At 67.6% G+C, this 17882-nt stretch carries 12 protein-coding genes; 3 read left to right on the top strand and 9 right to left on the bottom strand.

Annotated elements, in window-relative coordinates:
• Positions 1-22 precede the first annotated feature (22 nt).
• The 4 genes from AB0I35_RS16540 to AB0I35_RS16525 all read right to left on the bottom strand — a co-directional run bounded on the left by AB0I35_RS16540 (position 23) and on the right by AB0I35_RS16525 (position 6503).
• The gene (locus AB0I35_RS16540; RefSeq protein WP_357396833.1) at positions 23-4153 is read right to left on the bottom strand and encodes an AMP-binding protein; all 4131 of its coding nucleotides are present in this window, start codon (positions 4151-4153) and stop codon (positions 23-25) included.
• On the bottom strand, positions 4150-4689 hold the full coding sequence (locus AB0I35_RS16535; RefSeq protein WP_357396832.1) for a DUF6309 family protein: 540 nt from the start codon (positions 4687-4689) through the stop codon (positions 4150-4152). Before AB0I35_RS16535 ends, AB0I35_RS16540 begins: the two co-directional genes overlap by 4 nt.
• A gap of 14 nt (positions 4690-4703) precedes the next feature.
• Complete coding sequence (locus AB0I35_RS16530; RefSeq protein WP_357396831.1) at positions 4704-5462, bottom strand: phytanoyl-CoA dioxygenase family protein; 759 nt, start codon at positions 5460-5462, stop codon at positions 4704-4706.
• A gap of 69 nt (positions 5463-5531) precedes the next feature.
• Positions 5532-6503, bottom strand: a complete 972-nt coding sequence (locus AB0I35_RS16525; RefSeq protein WP_357396830.1) for an NAD-dependent epimerase/dehydratase family protein — start codon at positions 6501-6503, stop codon at positions 5532-5534.
• Positions 6504-6824: 321 nt separating this feature from the next.
• Between AB0I35_RS16525 and AB0I35_RS16520 the strand changes: the two genes are divergently transcribed.
• Positions 6825-7841 carry a zinc-dependent alcohol dehydrogenase family protein gene (locus AB0I35_RS16520; RefSeq protein ID WP_357396829.1) on the top strand — a complete coding sequence of 339 codons (1017 nt, stop codon included), beginning with the start codon at positions 6825-6827 and terminating at the stop codon, positions 7839-7841.
• A gap of 153 nt (positions 7842-7994) precedes the next feature.
• On the opposite strand, the gene AB0I35_RS16515 is transcribed toward AB0I35_RS16520, so the two are convergent.
• From AB0I35_RS16515 to AB0I35_RS16500, 4 genes are all read right to left on the bottom strand, one after another.
• Positions 7995-9749, bottom strand: coding sequence for a SulP family inorganic anion transporter (locus tag AB0I35_RS16515; protein WP_357396828.1), 1755 nt, complete (start codon positions 9747-9749; stop codon positions 7995-7997).
• 60 nt (positions 9750-9809) lie between these two features.
• Positions 9810-11633, bottom strand: coding sequence for an alkyl sulfatase dimerization domain-containing protein (locus AB0I35_RS16510; protein WP_357396827.1), 1824 nt, complete (start codon positions 11631-11633; stop codon positions 9810-9812).
• A gap of 936 nt (positions 11634-12569) precedes the next feature.
• Positions 12570-13760 carry a 3,4-dihydroxy-2-butanone-4-phosphate synthase gene (locus AB0I35_RS16505; protein WP_357396826.1) on the bottom strand — a complete coding sequence of 397 codons (1191 nt, stop codon included), beginning with the start codon at positions 13758-13760 and terminating at the stop codon, positions 12570-12572.
• Positions 13757-14371: an NAD(P)H-dependent oxidoreductase gene (locus tag AB0I35_RS16500; protein WP_357396825.1), complete on the bottom strand. Its 615-nt coding sequence runs from the start codon at positions 14369-14371 to the stop codon at positions 13757-13759. Before AB0I35_RS16500 ends, AB0I35_RS16505 begins: the two co-directional genes overlap by 4 nt.
• Positions 14372-14562: 191 nt before the next feature.
• Here AB0I35_RS16500 and AB0I35_RS16495 point away from each other — a divergent pair, with 191 nt between their 5' ends.
• Positions 14563-16152, top strand: coding sequence for an FAD-dependent oxidoreductase (locus tag AB0I35_RS16495; RefSeq protein ID WP_357396824.1), 1590 nt, complete (start codon positions 14563-14565; stop codon positions 16150-16152).
• A 213-nt stretch (positions 16153-16365) separates the two neighbouring features.
• Here the strand turns inward: AB0I35_RS16495 and AB0I35_RS16490 are convergent, their stop codons facing one another.
• Positions 16366-16668 carry a hypothetical protein gene (locus AB0I35_RS16490; protein WP_357396823.1) on the bottom strand — a complete coding sequence of 101 codons (303 nt, stop codon included), beginning with the start codon at positions 16666-16668 and terminating at the stop codon, positions 16366-16368.
• 231 nt (positions 16669-16899) lie between these two features.
• Here AB0I35_RS16490 and AB0I35_RS16485 point away from each other — a divergent pair, with 231 nt between their 5' ends.
• Positions 16900-17877, top strand: a complete 978-nt coding sequence (locus AB0I35_RS16485) for a dihydrodipicolinate reductase (protein ID WP_357396822.1) — start codon at positions 16900-16902, stop codon at positions 17875-17877.
• Positions 17878-17882 lie beyond the last annotated feature (5 nt).

Below are 17882 nucleotides of genomic sequence, written 5' to 3'. Positions count from 1 at the left end.
TCCTAACGAGGTGGGTGGAGGGTCAGGCGGTGCGGTCGGCGGTCGCGACGGCCGGGAAGTACCCGGCCGCGCTCCCCCACGCGAGCGCGGCCGACCACCACCGCGGGGTCGGCGCGTGGAATCGGATGCCGAGCCGGTTCAGCGCCTCGACGGTCCACGAACTGTCGAGGCGAACGCGGCGATCCGCGTCATGGTGCGACCACGCCAGGGCTTCGCGCACCGCCGCCGCGTGCGATCCCTCCACGCGGGTGAGGGCGGCCGTGAACTCGGCGTCGTCGGCGAGGGCCACCGGATAGCCCGCCGCGGCACTCCACGCGACGAGATCGTCATGGGCGACCAGATGCGGGGTTTCGATGTGGTAGACCCCGGGCGCACAGGCCGGACGGCCTGCCACCGTCGCGATCGCCGCGGCGACGGTATCCACATGGGAGAACCCGAAAGTCACCGCGGGCCGCCTCGGGGCGACACCGGCGAGCAGATACCCGCGCAGCAACTGGTAGACCCGGTTGTCGCCGATATTGCGCTGGAACTCCCCGGTCCGGCTGTGCGCCGCGATGTGCCCGCTGCGATGGACATAGCATTGTCTGCCCTGCGCCGCCCACCGCCGCACAGCCAGCTCGGCCCCGAACTTCGCCCGCTCGTACGGAGTTCGGAAGTATTGGCCGATCCGCAGGTCCGCTTCGCTGAACCGGCGCGGTGCGCCGTCGACGGCGCCGGCGACCCCGAGCGTCGACAGATGATGGAATCTCACGCTCGGTACGTGCTCGTCGATCCAGTCGAGCAGCCCGCGCACCGCGAGGTGATTGGTCCGTTCGAGTTCGGCGGGTGCGGCGACGAGCCGGGTATCGGCGGCGGCGTGGATGATCACCTGGGCGTGCCGGGCCTCGCGAGCCGCCTCGGCCGACAGCCCGAGGTCCGGGCGCGTGATGTCACCGGCGAACACCTGGACACCCCGCTGGTGCCGGAGCCGTTGCCGCGCGTCGAGGTCGCGCTCCGCGCGCACGAGACACGTCACGTGGGCGTGGCGCGCGCGCAGCGCCGAGACCAGATGCCCGCCGAGGTACCCGGTGGCGCCGGTGACCAGCACTCGTGGTGCCTCGTCGAGGACACGCACCCGAGCGCGTGGCGGGCGAGCCGCCGCGAGCAGAACCTGGCCGGAGGTCGACAGCGCCGAGGTGACGCAGGCGTCGGCGACCACCCCGACCCGCCCGGCGAGCGTGGCGGCGAATTCCGCCATGATCCGGCGCGCCTGGTCGTCGGAGGCCGGAGTGCCAGGGTGTACGAGGTCGGCGACGAGGCGCCCCTCCACGATGCGCGCGGTCAGCTTCAGCCGGTACAGCGAGTCGCAGTGCGGGTCACGCGCGATGCCTGCCTGTTCCGGCGCGACCGACCAGTCCAAGGTGTGCTTGTCCGGTAACTGGAAGGTGCCGAGGAAATTGAAGCCGACATCGGGGCGATCCCCCTCGGTGTCCATCGGCTGCTCGGGTGTGGCCGCGAGCAGCCGCTCGATCGCCGCGGCGGAGTAAGTGTGCGCGTGGGACGTCGCTCGCGGGAGCCGGAGCCACTTCACCGCCGTGAACCAGCCGACGGTGTCGAGATATTCGCCGCCGTCGTCACCGACGTCACGACCGTGCGTCTCGACCTCGACCGCGATCTCGTCCCGCGACAGCGCCGCGAGGAAGGCCGCCAGCAGCTGCGCCTCGAGGCCGTGACCGCCGCCGCATTCGCGAACGAGTGCCGTTGTCGCCGCGCTGTCCAAGGTCCACACCAGACCGGCGGGGCGTGGTGCCTGCCCGGGGGAACGGGCCGGTCGGGGCGCCACCGCTACCGGGTCGGCGCGCTCGCTCGCCCATCGGTAGTAGTCACCGGTGGGCGGCAGGTCGAATCGCTTGCCCTGCAAGGCTGTTCGATAGGCGTAGGCGAGGTCGTCGAGCAGGATGTGCCACGAGAATCCGTCCACCGCCGAATGGTGGATCACCAGGGCGATGCGATCGGCGTGATGATCGCCCCCGTCGAACAGGTGCACCCGCAGGAGCCGTCCGGCCGCCGGATCCACACTCAGGTGCAGGTCGGTGCACGTGTCGGCAACGAACTGCGCCATCGCCGCCGCCGATCGCGGCAATCGCGAGAACGAGACCAGCTCGCCCTCGTCGACCTCGCGGGTGGCACCGGGACCGGTCGGCCCGATCTCGGTGCGCAGTACCGCATGCCGCTCGACGAGATCGGTGACCGCACGCGACAACACGCCCGCGTCGACGCGTTTGCCACAGCGCAGCACCACCGACTGGTTCCACTGCCGATGATCGCCGACCGGCTGCGCGAACATCCACCGCTGAGCGGGCCCCGGCCTGCGCGCGGTCCGGGGGGTCGTAGCGGGCGCCGTTACGCCGGATTCGATCGGCCGCGCCACTGCCGCCAGGCGTCGCGGGGTCGGGTGCCGGTAGAAGTCGTCGAAGGTGACGCGTCGGCCGTGCCGGTGGAGCAGGGCGATGGTGCGCATCGCCAGAATCGAGTCACCACCGAGGTCGATGATGTCGGCCTCGGGATGCACCGTACGTACGCCGAGCGCACCCGCCCACAAGGCCGCGATGCTGTGTGCGAGGCCGCTCGCCTCGCCACCGTGCAGCACACCGGCGCTGCCGCCTGCTCGGCTGCCGAGCAGCGCGGTGACTGTGGCGGCGAGGCGGGCGCGGTCGAGCTTGCCCGTCGGTGCCAGCGGCAGTGCCGGTAGCACGAAGATCGGTTGCGGGACGGCGTAGTCCGGCAGGACCGCACCCAGGTGGGTGCGCAGGGCCGCCACCGCTGCCGTCTCGTCGCAGGCGGGGTCGGTCAGGCTCACTGCCGCGCTCAAGCGATGGTCCGCGCCGGTCGAGTGGACCACCACGGCCGCCCGTTCGACACTCGGCACGAGTTCGGCCGCACGTTCGACCTCGGCCGGGTCGACCCGGAAGCCACGGATCTTGATCTGACGATCGGCGCGGCGCACGAACACCAGCGCACCGTCCTCGCGTCGCCGGCAGATGTCGCCGGTGCGGTACACACGTTCGCCGTCCCGCGCGAGAAACTTGCACGCCGTGTCGCCTGGAAGACCGAAATAGCCTGCGGCGACACCCTTTCCGCCGATATACAGTTCACCTTCGACACCGTCGGGTACCGGGTCGCCCTGCTCGTCGTGCAGCGACAACACCGTGGTGCCGATTGCCGTCCCGATGGGAACGATCGGCTCGTCGGGCAGTTCGGCGACCGTGGTCGCGACGAAACAGGCCGCACCGACCGTCGTTTCGGTGGGACCGTAATGATTGATCACCCGGTGGGCGATGCCGCGGGTGAGCACACTCGCCGTGAATTCGCGCGAGAGCGGTTCGCCGCCGAGCAACACCACGTCCAACGGCTCGCGCTCGGCCGGCGCGCCCTGCTCGAGTGCGCCCAGATGGGACGGCGTCGTCTTCAGCACCGAGATTCCCGCCCGCCGCACCGCTGCCCAGAAGGCCGCCGGATCACGGGTGTCACGATCGGCGACCACGTGCACCGAACCGGCGCAGGCCAGCGCGAGCAACCACGCGGTATGCCCGAGATCCGCCGCCAACGTCGTGACATGCCCGACGCACGGTGCCTCGCCCGCCTCGAAACCGAGTCGCGTACACAGCGACAACGCGTAGTGCGTGGCGTTGCCGTGGGTGACGGCGACGGCCTTCGGCTCACCGGACGAGCCGGAGGTGAACGAAAGATACGCGAGGTCGGCGGCGTCGACGGCGCAGGTGCCCGCGACAACGTCGCTCCCCAGCGCCGCGACCGGGTCGACAACCAGGGTGCCGTCGTGGCCCGGCTCCGCCGTCACCACGCAGCGCACCCCGACGGCGTCGAGTCGCCTGCGCAACTGTGCTGGGCTCCAGGATGATTCGGCGGCGACGGCGACCGCGCCGCAGCGCCATACCCCGAACAGCAAGGCGCACTGACGGGCATCGCGGTCACCGAGAACGGCGACGCGGTCGCCCCGGCGGATTCCGTCGTCTCGCAACCGCCGCGCGGTCACCTCGGCTATTCGCTCGACCTCGAGGTAGGTGAACGCGCGTTCGGAATCGGACAGCGCGGGCCGGTGCGGGTATGTTCGCGCGTTTCGCCGCAGCAGGTCGATCAGCGTGTCGGAGGTCATCGCGGCGAACCTCCGTCTCGGAAGTCGCCGGCCACAATGGCATCGATCGTTTCCTCCTCGGGCAACCGCCCGGCGAGCTCCCACGCGATCATGCGGTGCAGCCCGTCGAGGTGGAACAGACCTCGATCGGCGCGCAGATCCGCGTAGTCGCTGTGGTCCACCGGAGCGGTACTGAGGAACACCGTGGTGAGCGGCGCGTCGGCAAGAGCCGTGATCAGCTCGGTGCACACCGGATTCGCCGCCAGCAGATCGGCGCGCTCGGTGCGCACCCGCGCCGCGGCTTGCGCGACTGTCAGCCCGGTGCGTGGAACCAGCTCCCGCTCCCCGCCTTCGCTCAGGTGCCACGGCAGGGTGACGCCGGTGAGATCGGCCCGCGACAGCCTCACCCGTGTCCAGGTGCCCGACAGTGCGTCACCTCGACGAAGATTGTCCTCGCCTTCACGAAACCGCACGCCCTCTTCCGCGCCGTGCGCGCAGTGCTCCCCACGATAGATCTCCACGACCTCGGTGAAATCGCTCTTTCCGACGATTCTCATGATCCGCCGCGCCCCTATCCTTGTGCGATATCGTCTCGGAAGTGCTTGTCCGCGAACAGTTCCGGCGACAACCCGGCACCGAGCCCGAGCTCGCGCGCGCGGGCGAGCATGTGGCGCCAGTACGGCTTCACCGGGCGCCAGCGCGCCGCACCGACTTGGCAGTACGACGCATCGACGAAATAGCGGTGCCGATCCGACGTGGCGCCCGACAGGCGTCGCGCGTGCAGCAACGCCGAATGCAGCAGCACGGTCGAACCCGGTGGCAGAGCGTTGATCGTCAGTTCGCCCTCGATCCGGGCGGTTCCCAGATGAGCCATCGCCGACTTGCCGCGCGGCTCACGATGGGACCCCGGCAGGATCACCAGCTCGGCCATGCCGTTGTCGAGACCGTTCAGATAGTGCAGCGCGTGCACCATGATCAACGACGAATCGGCTCGATCGTTGGGTTCGTAGTCGTGATGCCACGGTTTGGCCGCGATCGTCGCGTCATGACGGTCGCTGTGCAGGTGGTGGAACACGAAATCGGGGCCGAGCAGCTGCGACAGAATCGCCATCAGCGATCGGTGGGTCAGGATTTCGCCGTGTGCGGGCAATTCCAGTTCCATCACCGGCGGAATCCCGAACGTCGCGGGATCCCGGCAACTATCGATGGACCGGGCGCGTAATCCCTGGTCGACCCATCGATCCACTTCCGGTAATGCCCGCGCGCACAATTCGCCCGGAATCAGTCCGGGGACGATCAGATAGCCCGATTCGGCGAACTGTTGTGCCACACCGACGCCGATATGGTCATTATCGAGAACAGGCCGCATGTGCCCGACCCTCCCTTCGACAACAAGCGATTACACGGTGGGAACGAGCGACGCCCGCGCATCCCGTAACCAATTCAGGGTGCGTTCGATACCGTTCGGCAGAGCAGTGGCCGGAGCCATAATGCGTTCCGCACGCGCGCGGGCGACATCGAGACAGCTGCGCCGCACCTCGCCGACGCGGGCGGCGGCGTACTGCGGAAGCCAACCGGATTGTTGTAGTCCGGCGGCGGTACGAATGGCGTCGACGAGTCCGTTCACGGTGATCTCCACGCCGGTTCCCACGTTGTACTCACCGAAACGGTGCGTGTGACACAGCGCGGCGGCGATGTTGGATTCGGCCACATCGTCGACGTACACGAAGTCACGGGTCTGCATTCCGTCGCCGTAGATGATCGGGGGGCGCCGTTCGAGTGCCGCCGCACAGAAACGCAACACCACCCCGGAGTCGCCGTCCAGCGATTGCCTCGGCCCGTAGACATTGCTGTAGCGCAAGGCAACGACATCGATATCGGTGGTTTCGGCGAACCACCGCCCGTAGCGTTCACCGACCCATTTCGCGAGGCCGTAGGCCGAGGGTGGATCGGGCGCCGTGCCCTCGGGCGTCGGGTAGTCCGCGGATTCGCCGTAGATCGCACCGCCCGTCGAACTGAGCACCACGCGCCGGACCCCGGCCGCCGCGGACGCCGCGAGCACGCTCACCACACCGACCACGTTGTGCTCGGCATCGGTCACCGGGTCGGCGATGGAACAGTGAACGCTGACCTGCGCGGCGAGGTGGAACACCACATCCGGCCGAAACCGCTGGACGATCTGGCGCACGGCGGCGGCCGATCGGACATCCTCACCGACCAGGTCCGCGCCGTGGCTCAATGCCCACTTCAGATTCCCGACGTTGCCGCGCGACAGATCGTCGACGACGAGCACCTCGGCCCCACGCGCGACAAGTGCATCCGTCACATGCGAGCCGACAAATCCGGCACCTCCGGTCACCAACGCACGCATCACTCAGACCCCCTGAGAAGAAGTGGTAAGGAATCATCATCTTTCGATGATTCGCCTGCTGAAACACGTTGCTACGCAAGCTATTCGAACCCCGGCTGCCACTCCGGCGGTGAAATCACCGTAACACGATGGCGCCGAATCATGTTGCGCATCAGTGACTTTCAATATTGCGTTTGCAGTCCGAGAACGGCCGACCACGGACGTCCGCCCGAACCGGCGCGATCACCACTGCGAGAAGTCGACTTATCTTGGGCAGCAGTATGTTTCGATTTCTGTGCTGAACCGACCGCAGATCCGCCAGCTACCCGAGGGAGCGATCGCATGTACGGCACCGTCCTCCACGCGCCCGGCGACATCCGCTTCGAGCAATTGCCCGACCCGCGGCTCGAGACGCCGACCGACGCGATCATCCGCACCGTGGCGGCGTGCGTGTGCGGAACCGACTTGTGGGTCTACCGAGGCATCGAACCCGTGGACCGCCCGGAGCCGATGGGCCACGAGTACGTCGGAGTAGTCGAGGAAGTGGGCGGTGACGTGCGCACGCTGCGCCCCGGGCAATTCGTCGTCGGATCGTTCGCGATCTCCGACAACACCTGCGGCACTTGCCGTCACGGCTACCAGTCCCGGTGCGAGCACGGTGCGTTTCTGAACACCTGTCAGGCCGAACACATCCGGATTCCGCACGCCGACGGCACGCTCGTCGCGATCGGTGATCCGCCGGACAGCCGTCACCTGGCCGATCTGCTCGCCCTGTCCGACGTGATGGGCACCGGGTGGTACGCCGCGATCTGCGCCGAGGTGCGGCCGGGTTCGACGGTGGCCGTCGTCGGCGACGGCGCCGTCGGACTGTGCGCCGTGCTGGCCGCGAGGGAACTCGGCGCCGCACGCATCATCGCGATGAGCAGGAACCCCGCCCGACAGCGGCTCGCACTGTCGTTCGGGGCCACCGATGTCGTCGCCGAACGCGGCTGCGAGGGTGTCGCGATCGTTCGGGACCTCACCGGCGGGACCGGTGCCGACTCGGTCATGGAATGCGTTGGCACGGCGGAATCTTTGGCGCAGGCGCTGCGCTCGACCCGCCCCGGCGGCAATCTCGGCGTCGTCGGCATACCCCACACCGACGGGGTCGACTGTGCCGAACTGATCTCCTCCACCGTCGGCGTGCGCGGCGGACCAGCACCGGTACGCCGCTTTCTCCCCGACCTGATCCACCGCGTCCGCACCGACCGCATCGACCCCGGCCGGGTCTTCGACCTCACTCTCCCGCTGTCCCGGGTGGCCGACGCCTATCGGGCGATGGATGAACGCCGTGCCGTCAAAGCCCTGCTGCTGCCCTGATCCGGCGGCTGGAGCAGGCATTGCGCCACATCGACGCCCAGACGCCGGCAACTATTTCGGTGGCTCCCTACGAATGATCAGGGCGCACCCAGGCCACGGCACCGATGATCAGTCCGGTCATCTCCGGGACCTTGGCAACGACGAGCGCGCCCATCACGTCTCGCTTTCGGTGTCGGTATCGCTGGGCTTGCGCCGTGCGGTGCCGGGAGGTGGCGTGGTGTCCCCGGTCGGATCGGTGGACAGGGCGGTTCTGACGCTGGGATAGACCTCGAGCGGTGTGGCACCCTCGGTTTTGCCGAGAACGTCACGGAACTGGCCGATATCGCGTGCGATACGCAGTCCTGTGCCCTGACGGGCCAGGACGGTGGCCAGTTCGGTGAGCATTGTCGCGGCGGTGACGTCGATGAACGGTGAGGTCTGCGCGTCGAGCACGACGATTCGGGTGTCGTCGGTGCGCAGCGCCCGGATTCGTTGTTTCACGAAATCGGCGTTGGCGAAGAACAATCCGGCCTCGACACGCACGACCAGCGCGCCGACCGGAGGGGCGAGGTCGCGGTGTTGTTCGGCGTCGACCCAGGCGGTGCCCGACCACGCCAGGGTCGCTACGTGTGGTCGCGAGACTCGGTAGAGCAGGAGCAGCATCGACACACCGATGCCGATCATCAGACCGGGCAGGGTATCGAACAGCAGCACACCGACCATCGCCGCGAGAGCGGCGGTGAAATCGGCACGGGCGGCATACCGGTAGATGCTGCCGACCCGTTCGGTCCACACCCGGTACAGCGCACGCAGGGCGGCGAAGTCCACCAGTTCGATCACCGCGGCGATCACCACGGCGGCCAGGACGGCTTCGGGAAGTTTCTCGAACAGCCCGGTCAGCAGCAGCAACGTCACAGTGGTGAGTGCCGCGACCACGAGGCCGCTGAGCTGTGTTCTCGCGCCGGCGGCGCCGTTGACCGCGGTCTTGGACAGGCTGCCGTTGACGACCATGCCCGAACACAGTCCGGCGCCGAGGTTCGCCGCGCCGAGCCCGCTGAGTTCACGGTTGGCGTCGATCTCGTACCCCGCCTCGACCGCGTAGGTTTTCGCCGCGCCGAGGCCTTCGGCGAATCCGATCAACAGCACACCGACCGCTGGTCCCAGCAGCCCGAGGTAGTCGTCCACGCCGAGGCCGCCCGGCAGCCCGATCGAGGGCAGGCCGGCATCGATGTGCCCGACGATCTCGACGCCCTTGCTGTCGAGATCGAACACCGCGACCGAGGCGATGCCGAGTAGCACCGCCAGCAACGATCCTGGAACCAACGGCAGCCACCGTTCGAGACCGAGGACGACGGCCAAGGCGAGAACGCCGACGCACAGGGTGCGCCAGTCGGTATCGCCGAGACGGCTCAGCACGCCCCACGCCTGCTCGAAGAAGTTGCCGTCGGTTTTCTCGACGCCGAACAACGTGGGGACTTGGCCGATGATGATCGTCAACGCCAAGCCGACGATGAAACCCTTGAGGACCGGTTCGGAGATGAACGACGCGATGAAGCCCAACCGGATCAGTCCGGCGAGTAGCCCGAGCAGGCCGGTCGCGATCGCCAACGCCGCGGTCAGCGCGATGTAGCGACCCTGGTCGGATGCGGCCAAGGGCGCGATGATGGCGGCCGACAATGCCGCGGTGGCCGACATCGGACCGACGACCAGGTGCCGCGAACTCCCGGCAGCGGCGTAGAGGATCAGCGCCGGGATCGCGGCATAGAGCCCGACCACCGGCGGTACCCCGGCGATGGTGGCATAGGCCAGTGCTTCGGGGACCAGCACCGCCCAGACCGTGAGACCCGCGACAACGTCGGGACGCAGCCAACTGCCGCGATAGTGCCGCAGCGAGGAGAAGACAGGCCAACCCCGACGGTTGTCGGCCATGGGTCCCACCGTCCGTTCGTCGAAGGAACACCCCTCACCCGCACCGTCGAGGTGCCCTGGTCAGGGGATGACGATGTCGAAGTCCGGGTTCGGTGTGTCCAACAGCCCCGACAGGGTCGCGAGCACCTGCGGGTCGCCCTCGACATCGACTTCGTGGAGGCCTTGGCCCGCCAGCACCCCGAGCAGTTGCGGTTTGGTCAATGTCAGGGTGAGGTCGGCGGGACCGACGTGGGGCGCCTCGGCGGTAGCGGTGCGCGGGGTGAGCGCGCCGTTGGACAATGTCAGACGGATGACCTGGTCTTCGTCGGTGAGCTTCCAGTCCATCGTGAAGCCGCCGATGCGCGCCGCCCGTGGCCCGTCGATGCGGACAGCGAGCGAGTCCGCGATCATGTCCACCGTCAGTGCCGAGGCCATCTCAGGATTGGCGGTGTCGATTTCGGTATGGCCGGGACCATGGCGTAGTTCTTGCGCACCGGTGAGATAGAAGTTTCGCCACGTGCCGTTCTCCGCGCCCCAGCCCAACTGCTCGTACACATCGGCCAGCGCGGCCTTGGCCGCCGTGTTGGCCGGCTCGGCGAAGACCGCGTGGTTGAGCAAGGTCGCGGCGAACCGCAGATCACCGTCCTGCACATAGGATTCGGCTTTGGCGAGCACGGCGTCGACGCCGCCGTAGTCCTTGACATACCGCTGGGCGGTAGCGACGGGCGGGTGCTCCCACAAATGGGCGGGATTTCCGTCGAACCAGCCCATGTATCGCTGGTAGACGGCCTTGACATTGTGGCTCAGCGACCCGTAATAGCCACGGTTGCACCATTTCTCATCCAGCGCCGGTGGTAATTCGAGTTGCTCGGCGATCTCCGCGCCGGTGAGGCCCTGGTTGGTCAATCGCAGTGTCTGGTCGTGCAGGTAGGAGTACATGTCACGCTGGCCGGCCAGCAGGTCGACGAACCGGTCGCGCCCCCACACCGGCCAATGGTGGGAGGCGAACGCGACATCGATCTTGTCGGCGAACATCGCGATCGCCTCGTCGAGGTAGCGCGCCCAGATCCGCGAATCACGCACCACCGCACCGCGCAGGGTCAACACGTTGTGCATGTTGTGGGTGGCGTTCTCGGCCATACAGATCGCACGCCGGTCGGGGAACAGGAAGTTCATCTCGGCAGGGGCCTCGGTACCCGGCGTCAGCTGGAAGATGATGCGCACACCGTCGACGGTTTCCTGCTGCCCGGTGTGGGTGATGTCGACCGTGGGCGGGATCAGCGTGATGGTGCCTGTGGAGGTGGTCATGCCCAACCCGCAACCGATCTGCCCGTCAGGGGCTTTCGGTAGCGTGGCGCCGTACATGTACACCGCGCGCCGTGTCATCGCGTTACCGGCGTAGACGTTCTCACTCACCGCGTGTTCGAGGAACCCCGCCGGAGCGAGCACTGGGACAGGATCGTGGCCGTGCGGGACCACACCGCGGGCGCCACCGAAATGATCACCGTGGGAATGGGTGTAGATCAGCCCCGTCACCGCACGATCACCCCGGTGGGCCCGGTACAGCTCCAGCGCCGCGGCGGCGGTCTCGGCCGAGATCAGCGGGTCGATGACGATAACGCCACGCTCGCCCTCGACGAGCGTCATATTGGACAGATCCAGATTGCGGACCTGGTAGATCCCTTCGGCGACCTTGAACAATCCCTGCTTGCCGCACAGCTGGCCTTGCCGCCACAAACTCGGGTTCGCCGTCGAGGGGCACTCACCGTCGAGGAAGCCGTACGCGTCGCCGTCCCAGATCGTGGTTCCGGCCGCGTCGGTGATGACAGCAGGTTCCAGAGCCGCGATAAACCCTCGCTCGGCATCTTCGAAATCGGTCTTGTCATCAAAGCGCAGCTCAGCCATCGCACCGTCCTCGAGATCATCACGCCTAGTCATTGAGCGAGACCGGCTCACCGAGCACCGGTCCCCGCTCCGAAGCATTCGGATACTTCCCATCGTCGCCACAGACGCCGATGTAGACCTCACCCTTTTCGGGTGAACCGCTGCACCTCGAGCACGCAAACCGGGTACTCGCGAGCGATGACTCACCGGAGCCCGGGATACCTGCCCAGCCTCACACCGTTCGGCGCCAACTCACCCACTCGACTCGCAGTCCGGTGCCTTCCGCCACCCACCGGATCGCGCAAGGTTCCTTCTCACGAGACGCGGATCCGCTGACAGAACACTCTGCGGACGATGGCGGCACTTTCGTTTGCGGCCGTTTGAGGCTGACGAGCTGGTATCCACATGATCTCCAGTGACAGCAGAGGCCCCGCATCGAATGTCTCCGATGCGGGGCCTCGAACGAAAAGAGCTGCTACGAGCTACTTTTCACCACTCGCCACACTACTTCTGCGCGGCCTTGAACTCACGACGACGCCGGTGCAGGATCGGCTCGGTGTACCTAACTCGGGCATCTTACCTAGCCTGACCTGCTGCTATCCCCGGAGAAGGTCGGCCTGTGACCGTTTTGTGGACGTTTTGAGCGTCGGGCCACTCGCACTCTCGGATACTCCAGCGAATACGCCCGCGCGGCGACCATCGATCCCGACGATGAAAGACCACGCACTGTGACGATATCGAAGGGTGAGCCGCGACCACGCACAAGCATGGAAACCCCGACGTTCGCCAAGACCTAGGCTCGGTCATCAACTTCCGGCAATCTCCAGGCAAAGTACTTGCTGAACACCGGACACCCTTGGTCCGTATCGAAACAGTTGGCGTTCGGATCAATCGACGACAGTTGCCGAAAACGGCCGCGCACCTCGAGCCGACAGAACCGCTCATGCGCCGCGATTGTCAACGCTCGAGAATCGACGAAGGGTCCTCGCGTTGGACCTGAGCCTGGCCAAGCAGACGACTCTCGAGTCGGCGACCCGACAGCGCGAGGTGTTGCACCACGTGCACGTGGGCGGGAACAGCGTAGGTTTCGCCTGGTTCGGTGAGCAGCCGGATCTCGCGCATGCCGAGTTCGTCGAGGATGTCGAAGGCAGATTGCAGATCGCTGTGTCCGACCGGATGTGGTTGCTGGAACGTCGCGTTCCCCACGTGTCCGCCCGCGCGCAGGGTGTCGCCGATGGCGGTCTTGCCTGCCCGGATGTAGATCAGCGCACCGCACCCCGTCTCGACGATCCGGCGCATCGCGGCGTCGAGGGCATCCCGGCAACCACAGGACAGCGCACCGAGAACGTCGCCGAGAATGCATTCGAAATGCAGCCGCACCAACGGTCGCGGAGCCGATGCCGGGTCGCCGTGGAGGAGAGCGACATGTTCGCGCCCGAGCCCGTCGGTGAAGCCCACGGCCTGGAACTCACCGTGCGGCACCGGGATCCGTGCGGCACCATGGTTGGTCACCCGGCACAATTCGCGGCGTCGGTAGGCGAGTAGTTGGCGCACTGTCACGAGCGGAAACCCGTGTGCCTGGCCCAGTTCGGTCAGTTCGGCCAGAGTGGGCCATTCGCCGTCGGCACCGATGAATTCGCACAGCACGGCGGCGGGCCGGAGCCCGGCGAGTTCGGCGATGTCGACGGCTGCCTCCGGGACATCGGGAACCGCGAGTACTCCGTCGTCGGCGGTGCCGACGGGAAAAATGTGACCGGGCCGGGTGAAATCGGTTGCTGCCCTGCCAGGTTCGATCAGCGCACGTAGCGTCGCGGCCCGCTGGGAGGCGCAGATGCCGCCCGCCTGGGCCGCGGCGAGCGTGACCGCGACTCGGTGGCGGGATCGCTCGGCCTCGGTACCCGAGGGATCGGCGGGCGGGATCTCGAGGGCGTCGAGCTCCGTGGCGGGCATCGCGACCTGGACGAGGCCGCAACCCAGACCGCCGAGCACGGTGATCGCCGCGCCGGTGACATGCTCGGCGGCCAGCAGCAGATGCCCACGGTAGCCGCCGGCCACCTCATCGACGACCACGGCCATCCGGCCCGCCCGCAGCGCGCCGAGGGTCGCGGTGACGGCCGGATACGCGGTCTCGATGGGGTTTTCGTTCACGGCAACGCGCGACCCGCGGGAACGAAGGTCAGCAGCTGACCCGCCAGCATGTCCAGTTGCGCAGCGATGCCGGGGTCGATGAGCGCACCCTCGGCATCCCAGATCGGCTCGGCCGAGTTGATCGCCACCCCGAGAGGAGTCGGCCAGGCGCGCAGTGCGTGTCCGATGACGCGCAACTGCCCGAGGGTGCCGACCGCGGCCTGCCACCCGTAGGCGCAGGCGATACATCCCCACGGCTTGTTGTCCAGGTAGACCGTTGGGTCACCGCGCAGATCTTCGATGTAGTCGAGCGCGTTCTTGACCAGCCCCGATACCCCGCCGTGGTAGCCGGGAGACCCGATGAGCACCGCATCGGCCTGCCGCAATGCCGCCAACAGGGCGAGCGCGCGGGGGACGCGGCCTTGATCGTGTGGGCTGTACATCGGCAGATCGATGTCGGCTCCACTGAACAGGACTGTGCGCCCGCCGCGGCGTTCGACGGCGGTCAGGCAGTGTCGCAGCGCGCGTTCGGTCGACGACGCCTGCCGCAGGGTGCCGCCGACGGCGACGACGAACGGGCGTCCGTCCTCCACCGGTGCGGGGGTGGTCTTGCTCGTCGGGCTGACCATCATTGTGCGGCCTCGTCTCTTCGTCGTGCGCCGAGGATGGCGAGAGTTGTATTATCCTCTGTCGAGAATGTTATTCTCTCCAAGCGCAGTCCGCAATATCTGCCGAATGACCGACCGGCCGATGACGGCCCGGATAGTGCGTCCGCACGCCGTCGGTAAACAACCATCCGAGCCGCCCCCGTCGAGGAGCCACCGTGGCCTATGTCATCACCCAGAACTGCTGCAAGGACGCGTCTTGCGTCCCGGCGTGCCCGGTGGACTGCATCCGCCCGGCCGATGGCGCCCAGGGCACCCAGATGCTGTTCATCGATCCCGAGACCTGCATCGATTGCGGGGCGTGTGTGGACGAGTGCCCGGTCGACGCCATCTACTCCGAATACGATCTGCCGCCGGATCAACAACGATTCCGTGAGCTCAACGCCGCCTATTTCCAACGGCATCCGCTCGAGCCCGGACCCGTCGCGGCGCCGCCGCAGCAGCGCGCGCCGGTTGGTCCGGGCGCGCTGCGGGTCGCGATCGTCGGGGCCGGGCCCGCCGCCTGTTACGCCGCGACCGGACTGCTGAGTGTCGACGGCGTCGAGGTCGACCTGTTCGATCGACTGCCCACGCCCTTCGGGCTGGTCCGGTTCGGTGTCGCCCCGGATCACCAGCGCACCAAATCGGTGGTCAAGGCGTTCGACAACGCCTTTCGCACCGAACGTTTCGCTTGTCATCTCGGCGTGGAGATCGGCTCGACGCTGACCCATCAAGACCTGCTGGCCCACCATCACGCCGTTGTCTACGCCATCGGCGCCCCGGCCAGCCGCGACCTCGGCATCCCCGGAGAGCACCTGCCAGGACACCACGCCGCCGCCGACTTCGTCGGCTGGTACAACGGGCATCCCGATCACGCCGCGCACCTCGTGGACCTGACAGGCAGGCGAGCGGTGATCACCGGCAACGGTAACGTCGCCCTCGACATCGCCCGGATGCTGCTGGCCGGGCCGGTCGCGCTCGCCGCGACCGATATCGCCGAGCACGCCTTGGCGGCACTCTCGGAGCATCGCATCGAGGAGGTCGTGATCCTCGGTCGGCGCGGTCCTCGCGAGGCGGCCTTCTCCGTCGGCGAATTCAGCGCGCTCGGCCATCTCGACGGCGTCGATGTCGTCCTCGACGACGCCGATCTGACACCGCACCCCGACGACGACGTCGAAACCGCGGCGAAACTGGCTCTCGCTCGCGAATACCGCGAGCGCCCCGCGACCCAGGGGAACAAGCGCATCACCTTCCGCTTCCACACCGCCCCTGTCGAATTCGTCGGTACCGAACGCGTCGAGGCGCTGCGGGTCACCGGTGCGACGGAGCCGATCGAGACCGGCCTGGTGTTCCGCTCGATCGGTTACCTCGGCCGCGCCGTCGACGGCGTGCCCTACGACGCCCGCACCGGCACCATTCCGCACCGGGCAGGCCGGGTTGTCGACGCGGCCGGCGTCGCGATCCCCGGGGTCTATGCGACCGGCTGGATCAAACGCGGGCCGCGCGGTGTCATCGGCACCAATCGTGGCTGCGCTGCCGAGACCGTCGCCGGACTACTCGCCGATCACGCGAACGGCAGCCTCGACCGTCCGGTCGCGGATCGGCGATCACTGCTCGAGCTGATGGCCGAACGGGAAATCGCCCCGGTGGATTGGCCGGGCTGGCGCGCGATCGACGCCGCGGAACGGGCGCGTGGCGCCGCCGTGTCCCGGCCGCGCGTCAAGCTCGTCTCGGTCGAGGAACTCCTCGAGACCGCGCGTCGTCGCTGATCCCCCGCCCGCTCGTCGAGCCCGGGCGGCGAAGACCGGTGCGGCGTTCAGCGCGGCTCGACGTCGGGCGACTCCACCGGAACGTCCACCCGCTGGTCTTCGACGGGCCACAGCGACTTCCCCAGATGCTGTAGCGACAGCATCGCCACGGCCAGCATCGATTTCACCCGTCGATCGCAGGCAATACGCCGGGCGATCGCGCCGACGCGCATATCAGTCGCTTGCGGGCAGCGGCTCGGCGCCCTTGAGGGACATCGGGACCCGGCCGATACTGAGCGTCCCGATTCCGGGTTTGGTCACCAGGACCTCGGCGCCGGAGCCGTCGACATAGCGCTTGCCAAGGATGGTGCCCTCGGCAAAGTCTGCATCCAGCGTGACACCGGCCACCGCGGGCGCCCCCAGGGGGACCATCGGTACCCCGCCGACCCGCAGGTCGTCGAGGCTCGCCGACGGGCGGACCACGATGACTTCGGTGTCGCAGACCTGGCTGCGCAGTCGCGTACCGCTGGTGACCACGGTCGACCTCCCAATCCTCGGACGTATCAGCATTCTCTCATTCGGAGAATATCATATTCACCTAGCTACAAAATGGCGCACTACAGAGAGGCTCCACTGATAATCTCGTTCTCATGAGGGAGAAGGTCGGGCAGTTCCGATCCGTCCTTCACACCGAAAGGCCTTGCTGTGGACCCAGATTTCTTGTATCGCCACGCGATACGGCCGGACCCCCGCCGATATTCCGTCGTCGTGTGGGCGTCCGGTCAGTCGGCGGATCACCTTGCCGCAGCGGTCGGCGAACATCCGGTCCTGGACTTGCTCGCGATCTGTTCCGACGCCCACCCGGGTGCGGACATCCCAGCACAGACCGACCTCGCGCGTACCGTGCAGAGCGTCGTGACACTCGCCCCGGACTGCGTGCTGTACCTACCTCGCCACTACGACACCGACACCGTCTGCCGACTACTCATGGCCGGTATCAACGTCATCACCACCCGTAGCGAGCTGCATCACCCCGACAGCATGGAGCCCACCGTGCTCGCCCGGCTGGAATCCGCCTGCTGGGCGGGGCGAGCGTCCCTGTACAGCACCGGGGTCAGCCCGGCGTTCGTGACCGAGCTGATGCCGATCACCATCGGTGCGATCCAGAGCCGGATAGAGAACGTATCGATCGAGGAGTACACCGATCTCACCGGCCACGAACCGACCTCCCCACCGCCTGGCCTCGCCAGATTCGGCACACCGTGCCCCACCCACATGGACCATCGGGCACTGATCCATTTCCAACAGAACTTCGGCCCCTCGCTTCGCCTGATCGCGGACGGTCTCGGGCTCGCCGTGGACACGGTCGAAGTCAGTGGCGACTACGCCGCGACGCGCGGGGGAACCGCGCACATCCCAGCCGCGACAGTGGGAGCGCTTCGGATGTCGTTGGTGGGCAGCCATCTCGGCATCACCCGTGTCACCTACCGGGCGACGTGGTACTGCACGCGAAACCTCGAGCCGGCATGGCGACTCGAACCGAACGGCTGGCGAGCCACCATCACAGGCGATCCGACACCCATGGAGATCACTGTGCGCTCCGCGTTCCCGCTCGGGGCACCATATGAGCCCGTCCCCACCCACACTGCCCATCGCGCGGCCCGCACGATCCCGTTCCTGTGCATGGCACCCCCCGGAATCCGCACCAGCCTCGAGCTACCTCCCTCGACGGTGTCCACCCGCTGACCTGG

Source organism: Nocardia sp. NPDC050378 (genome assembly GCF_040655675.1).
In the GTDB taxonomy this organism is placed as follows: Bacteria; Actinomycetota; Actinomycetes; order Mycobacteriales; family Mycobacteriaceae; genus Nocardia; species Nocardia coubleae.
The sequence above is the reverse complement of the archived record's forward strand: the minus strand, read 5'-3'. Positions and strand labels throughout refer to the sequence as shown.